Origin of the sequence: Burkholderia sp. Bp9140 (genome assembly GCF_003853425.1) — a bacterium.
GTDB lineage: Bacteria > Pseudomonadota > Gammaproteobacteria > Burkholderiales > Burkholderiaceae > Burkholderia.
In genome coordinates this window covers 95386-103968 of record NZ_QTPQ01000032.1, presented here as the reverse complement: position 1 = coordinate 103968, position 8583 = coordinate 95386, and the positions used below count along the sequence as shown (strand labels likewise).

The window sequence follows — 8583 nt, the reverse complement described above, 5'->3', positions numbered from 1 at the left end:
ACGAGGATCTCGCCCTGCTGGAACGGCTCGAGGCCGTTCACGGTCTTGATCAGCGTCGACTTGCCCGAACCCGACGGACCGCACACGACGACCACCTCGCCTTTCTTGACCTCGGTCGTGCAATCGGCGAGGACCTGAAACTGGCCATACCACTTCGAAACGTTCTTGATGGAAATCATCTTGTGACCTTTTTCTGGAGACCTTTGACCAGGGCAGACGCCACCGAGCAAATCACGAAATAGCATGCACCCGCGAACAGGACCATCTCGACGGTCGTGCCGTCGCGATCGCCGATGTTGGCGGCCGTGCGGAAGAAGTCCGCGAGACTGATCACGTACACGAGCGACGTATCCTGGAACAGGACGATCGCCTGCGTGAGCAGCAGCGGCACCATCGCGCGGAACGCCTGCGGCAGGATCACGAGGCGCATGGCCTGCGCGTAGTTCATGCCGAGCGCGAACGCGGCGTTCACCTGCCCGCGCGGCACCGCCTGGATGCCGGCACGGATGATCTCGGAATAATACGCGGCTTCGAACAGCGAGAATGCGACCATCGCCGACGCAAGCCGGATGTCGATCGTCGGCGACAGCCCGAGCACGCCCTGCAGCACCTGCGGCACGATCAGGAAGAACCACAACAGCACCATCACGAGCGGGATCGAGCGGAACACCGTCACGTACGCTTTCGCGAACCACGCGAGCGGCTTCACGCCGGACAGCCGGAGCAGCGCCAGCAGCGTGCCCCACACGATGCCGACGACGATCGCGATCAGCGTGATCTTGAACGTGATGATCGCGCCGGACCACAGCGTCGGAATCGCGCCGGGGATACTACTCCAGTCGAACTGATGCATCACTTGCCTCCGATGTAGCCGGACAGCCGCGTGCGGCCTTCGATCCAGCGCATGAACGCCATCACGACGAGGTTGATGACCACGTACGCGAGCGTCACCGCGATGAACGACTCGTAGGTCTGCGCGGTGTAGTCGACGAGCTGGCGCGCCTGCGCGGACAGGTCAAGCAGGCCGATCGTCGACGCGACCGCCGAGTTCTTGAAGATGTTCAGGAACTCGGACGTGAGCGGCGGCACGATGATCCGGTACGCGACCGGCAGCAGCACGTAGCGGTACGTCTGCCATTGCGTGAAGCCCATCGCGAGGCCGGCCGCGCGCTGGCCCTTCGGCAGCGCGTTGATCCCCGAGCGCACCTGTTCGCACACGCGCGCGCCGGTGAACAGCCCGAGACAGATGATCGACGCGGTGAAGAACTGCGTGGTCGGCGGCAGTTGCTTGATCCAGGTGCCGATCGACGCGGGCAGCAGCTCGGGTATCACGAGATACCAGACGAAGAACTGCACGATCAGCGGAATGTTCCGGAAGATCGACACGTACACGGTGCCGATCGCGGACAGCCATTTGTTCGGCACCGTGCGCAGCACGCCGAACAGCGAACCGACGATCAGCGCGATGACCCAGGCGACGAGCGACACTTCGATCGTCACCCAGAAGCCGGACATCAACCAGCCGAAATAAGTCGTCGGCTCGCCGGTCGAGACGGGGCTCAGGAAGATGCCCCAGTTCCAGTGGTAAGACATGGGCAAGACTCCAGCAAAAAGAAACGGAAGAAGCGTGGCCTCTTCCGTTTCAGTAGCGTCATTTCTGCATCAACGGCCGCGTGGTCAGTCGAGCGCCTTGTCGTTCGGGTTCGCGTACAGCTTCTTCATCGAATCGGACAGCGGGAAGTTCAGGTTCAGCCCCTTCGGCGGAATCGGGCTCTCGAACCACTTCGCGTAGATCTTCGCGGCTTCGCCCGACTTCTCGACTTGCGAGATCGCGTCGTCGACGACCTTCTTGAAGTCCGCATCGCCCTTGCGCATCATGCAGCCGTAGGCCTCTTCCGATTGCGGCGTGCCGACGATCGCCCACTCGCCCGGCTGCTTCGCCTTCGCGCGCTCGCCCGCGAGCAGCGCGTCGTCCATCATGAACGCGACCGCGCGGCCCGACTCGAGCGTGTTGAACGAGTCGCCGTGGTCCTTCGCGCTGATGATGTTCATGCCCAGCTGCTTGTCGTTGTTCATCTTGCGCAGCAGGCGCTCGGACGTCGTGCCGGCGGTGGTCACGACCGTCTTGCCCTTCAGGTCGGCGAACTCCTTCACGCCCGAATCCTTCTTCGTCATCAGGCGCGTGCCGATCACGAAGATCGTGTCGGAGAACGCCGCTTGCTGCTGACGCTCGACGTTGTTGGTCGTCGAGCCGCACTCGATGTCGACCGTGCCGTTCTGCACGAGCGGGATGCGGTTCTGCGACGTGACCGGGATGTTCTTGACCTGCAGGTTCGGCAGGTTCAGCTTCTTCTTCACCGCGTCCACGACCTTCAGCTGGAATTCGCGCGAATAGCCGACGACCTGCTGGTTCTGGTCATAGTAGGAGAACGGGATCGACGATTCGCGGTGCCCCAGCGCGATCACGCCCGTGTCCTTGATCTTCTTCAGCGTGCCGGTCTCCTGCGCATGCGCGCCGCTCGCGAACGCGCACAGCGCCGCGACCATCAGGACAGCCTTGTGGTATTTCATTTTGGTCATCTCCTTGGCTAAAACCCGCGCCAGTGTATCAAAGTAATATTTTTGAAAGTACTGGTTGTTAACCGAACTACGAATCGTCCCGTGCGAAGCCGTCCTCCCGGCTTCGGGCGCGCTTGCGGCGCCTGAATGCGCGCGCGGGCGGTGCCGGATTCGGCACCGCCCGCGAGGGTTCATGCGCGCAATCGGATGGATTGCGTCATGCCTTGATCGTAGTCACCGATCAGGGGTACAGGCCGCGCATTTCGCGCGCCATCAGGATGCGCTTGCACGCGACGATGAACGCCGCCGTACGCACCGACACCTTGTGCTCTTCCGCGACCGCCCACACGCCGGCGAACGCTTCGCGCATCACGCGCTCGAGACGGTGGTTGATCTCGTCTTCCGTCCAGAAGAAGCTCGAGAAGTCCTGCACCCACTCGAAGTACGACACGGTCACGCCGCCCGCGTTCGCGATCACGTCCGGAATCACGAGCACGCCGTTCGCGCTCAGGATATCGTCGGCCGCCGTCGTCGTCGGGCCGTTCGCGCCTTCGACGATGATCTTCGTGCGGATCTTCGCTGCGTTCTTCTCGGTGATCTGGTTTTCCAGTGCCGCCGGGATCAGGATGTCGGTCTCGACCGTCCAGAACTCGTCGTTCGGCATCGGCTCGGCGCCTTCGAAGCCCGCGACGCCGCCCGTGCGCGCGACGTGGTCGAGCAACTTGTTGGAATCGAGGCCGGCCGGCCGGTAGATCGTGCCCGTGTGATCCTGCACCGCGATCACCTTCGCACCCGCTTCCTGGAACAGCTTCGCCGCGATGCCGCCGACGTTGCCGAAGCCCTGCACCGCGATGCGCGCGCCTTCGATTTCCAGGCCCTTCTTCTTCGCCGCTTCGCAGCCGACGACGAACACGCCGCGGCCCGTCGCTTCCTTGCGGCCGAGCGAACCGCCGAGCGAGATCGGCTTGCCGGTCACGACGCCCGTCGACGTCTGGCCCTGGTTCATCGAGAACGTGTCCATCATCCACGCCATCACCTGTTCGTTGGTGTTGACGTCCGGCGCCGGAATGTCGGTGTTCGGCCCGATGATGATGCCGATTTCGCTGGTGTAGCGACGCGTCACGCGCTCGAGCTCACCGCGCGACAGCTTGCGCGGATCGACGCGGATGCCGCCCTTCGCACCGCCGTACGGCACGTTCACGGCCGCGTTCTTCACCGACATCCATGCGGACAGTGCCATCACTTCCGACAGCGTCACGTCCTGGTGGTAACGCACGCCGCCCTTGCCCGGACCGCGCGACACGTTGTGCTGCACGCGATAGCCTTCGAAGTGCGCGACGGTGCCGTTGTCGAGTTCGATGGGTACGTCGACGATCAGGATGCGCTTCGGACGCTTCAGCGTTTCAAGCCAGCGCGACAGCGAACCGAGGTACGGTGCGACGCGATCGACCTGCTGAAGGTAGTTGCCCCACGGGCCGAGATCGTCGGCGTGCAGGTAGGACGGGATGGACTGCAGTTGCGAAGACATGGATGCTCCAACGTTCAACGAAGTGCGCACATTGTCGAAAAACCCGTTTTTTTTATCCAATGCCGTTTGCTTATTCGATTATGCGTTTCTTGCATGATCGGGATTTTTCGCAAATCCGCGGTCGATTTGCGCAAGAACGCCCGCGATCGGTCGTGCATCGCGTCGGCGAAAAATCGTCGGGGAAGCCGCCGGACGCCCGCCGGACAGGCGTCTGGCAGGCGCCGCAAGCCGGTCGTCAGCCGCGCGCCTGACCGGCCCGGTTAACCGCCCACGGTTAACCGGCCGCTTCGCGCAATTCGTCGCGCACGACGTCCCACAGCGCGCGCACGAGCTTCTGGCGCGGATCGTCGCCCTGCAGCGCGAGCTTGTCGCAGTACAGGCGGATCTCCATCGTCAGCGTGAACGGATGCGTGCCGCCGCGCGCGGAACGGTCGAGCCGGATCAGGCGGCCGCTCGCCACCGCGTCCTCGACCGCGCTGTGCGGCAGGAACGCGACGCCGTGGCCCGCGAGCGCCATCGCCTTCAGCCCTTCGGCCATGTCGGTTTCGTACACGCGATCGAGAAACAGGGGGGTCGGTGCGTTCGCAACGATGACTTCGGTCATCCGGCCGAGATACGCGTTCGGCGTATACGACAGGTACGGCACGCGCGCCTCGGCCGTGCCCGGCAGCGTGTAGCGCGGCCGGCCCGCGCGGCCCGGCGCCGAGAACGCGCTGATCGGCTCGCTGCCGAGGACCAGCATGTCGTAGCGGGCCGGGTCGAGCGCGACCGGGTGGCTCGGGTGGTGGTAGCCCATCACGAGGTCGCAGCCGCCCTCGACGAGCGACAGCACGGCGTCGTGCACGTTCAGCGCGCGCAGCCGCGTGTGGACCTGCCCCATCTTCGCCTCGATCCGCTGCAGCCAGCGCGGAAAGTACGTGAGCGACAGCGTGTGCGGCACCGCGAACTCGATGGTCGGCACCGGCGCGCCGACGTGGCCGCGCAGCAGCGTGCGCGCCTCGTGTGCCTGCGACAGCATCGTCAGCGCCTGCTCGTAGAAGATCTGGCCGGCCTGCGTGAGCCGCGTCGGATAGACCGAACGATCGATCAGTTCGGTCGCGAGCCAGGCCTCGAGCGCCTGGATGCGCCGCGAGAACGCGGGCTGCGACACGTGCCGCAGTTCGGCGGACCGGCTAAAGCTGCGCGTTTCCGCGAGCGAGACGAAGTCTTCGAGCCATTTCAGTTCCATGCAGGCGGGCGCGGCGGGCGGCGGTCGGGAAGAAGCCTGCATTCTACCGGCGGGCGGGCCCGCCCGGCGGCGTGGCGGGCAGCCCGGCGAGCCGGCGCGGGCGCCTGCCGGCAGGCCAATCGCGCGCCGCCCGGGCACCGGGTGCGTGCCGATCGCCCGCGGTGGCCGCGGCCGGACCGGTTCGGCCGGGATCGCTCCGCGCCAATGGTAAAATGCCGGATTCTCCTCCCCCTCGTTCGCACCGGCCCCAAAGGCCACGCCCGATCATGTCCGACACTCGTCCCGATACGCTTTTCGCCCTCACCGCGCTCTCGCCCATCGACGGCCGCTACGCCAGCAAGACCGAAGCGCTGCGCGACTGGCTCTCCGAAGCCGCCTTCATGCGCCACCGCGTCACCGTCGAGGTGCACTGGCTGATCGCGCTGTCGCGCGCCGGCTTCGCGGAAGTCCCGCGCTTCTCCGACGCGTCCGAACAATTCCTGCTGCAGCTCGCCGAGCGCTTCACCGCGCACGACGCCGCGCGCATCAAGGAAATCGAGCGCGTGACGAACCACGACGTGAAGGCCGTCGAATACTGGCTGAAGGAATCGGTGAAGGGCCAGGCCGAACTCGAGAAGGCCAGCGAGTTCATCCACTTCGCGTGCACGTCCGAAGACATCAACAACACGTCGCACGGGATGATGCTCGCCGGCGCGCGCGAGCACGTGATCGTGCCGGCGCTGCGCACGGTCCACCAGCGCCTCGTCGCGCTGTCGCACGCGCTCGCGGAGCAGCCGATGCTGTCGCGCACGCACGGCCAGCCGGCCAGCCCGACGACGCTCGGCAAGGAACTCGCGAACGTCGCCGCGCGCCTCGCGCGCGCGATCACGCGCATCGAGAAGGTCGAGATCCTCGGCAAGATGAACGGCGCGGTCGGCAACTTCAACGCGCACCTGTCCGCGTATCCGGAATTCGACTGGGAAGCGTTCTCGCGCGACGTGATCGAGAACCGCCTGAAGCTGACGTTCAACCCGTACACGATCCAGATCGAGCCGCACGACTACATGGCCGAGCTGTTCGACGCGGTCGCACGCGCGAACACGATCCTGCTCGACCTCGACCGCGACGTGTGGGGCTACATCTCGGTCGGCTACTTCAAGCAGAAGACGAAGGCCGGCGAAATCGGCTCGTCGACGATGCCGCACAAGGTCAACCCGATCGATTTCGAGAACTCGGAAGGCAACCTCGGCCTCGCGAACGCGACGCTGCGCCACCTCGCCGACAAGCTGCCGGTGTCGCGCTGGCAGCGCGACCTGACCGACTCGACGGTGCTGCGCAACATGGGCGTCGCGCTCGGCTACTCGCTGCTCGCGTACGACTCGCTGATCCGCGGCCTCGACAAGCTCGAAGTGAACCCGCAGCGCCTGAACGACGATCTCGACAACTGCTGGGAAGTGCTCGCGGAGCCGGTGCAGACGGTGATGCGCCGCTACGGCATCGAGAACCCGTACGAGCAGTTGAAGGAACTGACGCGCGGCAAGGGCATCACGCGCGAAGCGCTGCAGGAATTCGTCGGCACGCTGGCGATCCCGCAGGACGCGAAGGACCGCCTGCTCGCGATGACGCCTGCGTCGTACATCGGCAAGGCCGTCGAGCTCGCGAAGCGGATCGCGTAAGCGCCGCCGTCGCCGGACGGAAAAAAAGCCCGATGCGAGCAATGTCGCATCGGGCTTTTTGCTTTTCGGCCGATCAGAACGAGATCATCCGCCCCGGATTCAGCGCGCTCATCACGCTCATCGCCGCCTTCGCGGCGGGAATCGCGATCGGCGACAGCTGCCGGCCGAGCGGAATCTCGCGATGGTCGATGCCGGTCAGCATCGAGAAATCGTCGTTGCGTCCGACGCAATCGTCGCAGATCGCCTTGCCGATCCGCACCGTCTGCGCGACGCCATGCCCGCTCCAGCCCTGCACCATGTACATCGGCACGCGGCCGTCGGTCTTGCGGCTGTCGGTCGCGCCGTTCAGCGTGAAGTCGCTGACGCCGCTCCAGCAGTAGTCGAGCGCGAAGCGGCCGTCATGCTGCGGAAACACCGTGTTCAGCCGCGTCAGCAGATACGCGTTGACGTCCTGCTGCGCCCAGCACGTGCCGGTGCCCTGCCCGCCGAACAGCAGGCGGTTGCCGCGCACCGGCCGGTAGTAGTCGATCTGGAACTGCGTATCGTACACCGGCATGCCGGCCGGCATCAGCGTCGCGACGTCGACGTCTAGCGGTGCCGTCACGCTCACGTAAGTGAAGAACGGCACGGTGGTTGTGGCGCCGTCATCCAGCAGCCGGAATGTCGTGTTGTGCAGCGCGAGCACGACGCCGCGGCGCGCGGTGATCGTGCCGCCCGGCGTCGTCGCGACGACGCCCGCCGGCGTTTCGTCGAGCGCCAGCACCTCGGTGCCCTCGTACAGCGCGCCGCCGTTGAGCCGGAAGCCGTGCACGAGGCCGCGCACCAGCGCGAGCGGATGAAGCTGCCCGCCGAGCGCATCGATCGCCGCGCCGTGATACAGCCCCGAACGCACGTATTCGTCGTGCAGCTGATGGCGGCCCACGAGCGTCACGCCGGCGTCGCCGAGATGGCGGCGTGCGTCCCCGCCGTCGAGCAGCGCGCTCATGTGGCCCGGGTGGACCGCCGCCGTCACGTGGCCGCGCTTGCGGTCGAGGTCGAGCGCGTAACGCGCGCCGATTGCATCGATCAGGTCCATCGATTCGGCCGACGCGAAGCGCCACAGCCGCTTCGCGTCGTCGTGCGACAGGTGGTCGATCATGTCGGCCGCTTCCCAGCGCGCGAGGCCCGGCGTGAGCTGGCCGCCGTTGCGGCCCGACGCCGCGGAGCCGACGTGATGCTTGTCGACGAGGATCGTGTCGACGCCCGCTTCCGCGAGATGCAGCGCGGCCGATGCGCCGAGCAGCCCGGCGCCGATCACCAGCACGTCGCATACGGCGTCGTGCGCGAGCGGCGCGCTGTTTTCATGGCGCGACAACGACGCCTCGTACCAGTTGGCCGGACGCTCGCCGTCGTAGCGGGACGGCTCGCACCAGTTCCAGTTGTCCTTTTCGATGTTCAGTTGCGTCGGGTCGAAACGCGATTCTCCCTGGATCAGGGGTTTGTGGCTGGAAGTCATGATTGCACTTGCATGGTCTTGGGCCGCCTGTCGAAGAGCCGTGAGGCTTCGCGGGTGGGGCAGCCGGTTCCACTTGGGTGTCAACGAGATAAAGGGCGCGATGGCCCGTGTTGACGGC

Annotated in this window: 8 protein-coding genes; 1 reads left to right on the top strand and 7 read right to left on the bottom strand. The window is 65.8% G+C overall.

Annotation, left to right across the window (positions count from 1 at the left end):
- The 6 genes from DIE21_RS25480 to DIE21_RS25455 form a co-directional block, all read right to left on the bottom strand.
- Positions 1-179 (bottom strand): ATP-binding cassette domain-containing protein (locus tag DIE21_RS25480; RefSeq protein ID WP_148092762.1); only part of this gene is annotated, 179 nt, incomplete at its 3' end.
- Positions 176-853, bottom strand: a complete 678-nt coding sequence (gltK, locus tag DIE21_RS25475; RefSeq protein ID WP_124500292.1) for a glutamate/aspartate ABC transporter permease GltK — start codon at positions 851-853, stop codon at positions 176-178. The genes gltK and DIE21_RS25480, both read right to left, overlap by 4 nt.
- Positions 853-1593, bottom strand: coding sequence for an amino acid ABC transporter permease (locus DIE21_RS25470; RefSeq protein WP_124500291.1), 741 nt, complete (start codon positions 1591-1593; stop codon positions 853-855). The genes gltK and DIE21_RS25470 overlap by 1 nt, the downstream gene beginning before the upstream one ends.
- An 84-nt stretch (positions 1594-1677) precedes the next feature.
- On the bottom strand, positions 1678-2571 hold the full coding sequence (locus tag DIE21_RS25465; RefSeq protein ID WP_185640572.1) for a glutamate/aspartate ABC transporter substrate-binding protein: 894 nt from the start codon (positions 2569-2571) through the stop codon (positions 1678-1680).
- A 229-nt stretch (positions 2572-2800) separates the two neighbouring features.
- The gene (locus DIE21_RS25460; RefSeq protein WP_124500289.1) at positions 2801-4087 is read right to left on the bottom strand and encodes a Glu/Leu/Phe/Val dehydrogenase; all 1287 of its coding nucleotides are present in this window, start codon (positions 4085-4087) and stop codon (positions 2801-2803) included.
- Positions 4088-4361: 274 nt separating this feature from the next.
- Positions 4362-5315, bottom strand: coding sequence for a LysR substrate-binding domain-containing protein (locus tag DIE21_RS25455; protein WP_124500288.1), 954 nt, complete (start codon positions 5313-5315; stop codon positions 4362-4364).
- A gap of 266 nt (positions 5316-5581) precedes the next feature.
- Here DIE21_RS25455 and purB point away from each other — a divergent pair, with 266 nt between their 5' ends.
- Positions 5582-6970, top strand: a complete 1389-nt coding sequence (gene purB / locus DIE21_RS25450) for an adenylosuccinate lyase (RefSeq protein ID WP_124500287.1) — start codon at positions 5582-5584, stop codon at positions 6968-6970.
- Between the two features lie 73 nt (positions 6971-7043).
- Here purB and DIE21_RS25445 read toward each other — a convergent pair whose 3' ends face one another.
- Positions 7044-8465 carry an FAD-binding oxidoreductase gene (locus DIE21_RS25445; protein ID WP_124500286.1) on the bottom strand — a complete coding sequence of 474 codons (1422 nt, stop codon included), beginning with the start codon at positions 8463-8465 and terminating at the stop codon, positions 7044-7046.
- Between the last annotated feature and the right edge of the window lie 118 nt (positions 8466-8583).

Coding starts and splice junctions, on each gene's coding strand:
- DIE21_RS25455 (WP_124500288.1), bottom strand. CDS start 5,315: ATGGAACTGAAATGGCTCGAAGACTTCGTCTCGCTCGCGGAAACGCGC.
- DIE21_RS25465 (WP_185640572.1), bottom strand. CDS start 2,571: ATGAAATACCACAAGGCTGTCCTGATGGTCGCGGCGCTGTGCGCGTTC.
- gltK (WP_124500292.1), bottom strand. CDS start 853: ATGCATCAGTTCGACTGGAGTAGTATCCCCGGCGCGATTCCGACGCTG.
- DIE21_RS25470 (WP_124500291.1), bottom strand. CDS start 1,593: ATGTCTTACCACTGGAACTGGGGCATCTTCCTGAGCCCCGTCTCGACC.
- DIE21_RS25445 (WP_124500286.1), bottom strand. CDS start 8,465: ATGACTTCCAGCCACAAACCCCTGATCCAGGGAGAATCGCGTTTCGAC.
- DIE21_RS25460 (WP_124500289.1), bottom strand. CDS start 4,087: ATGTCTTCGCAACTGCAGTCCATCCCGTCCTACCTGCACGCCGACGAT.
- purB (WP_124500287.1), top strand. CDS start 5,582: ATGTCCGACACTCGTCCCGATACGCTTTTCGCCCTCACCGCGCTCTCG.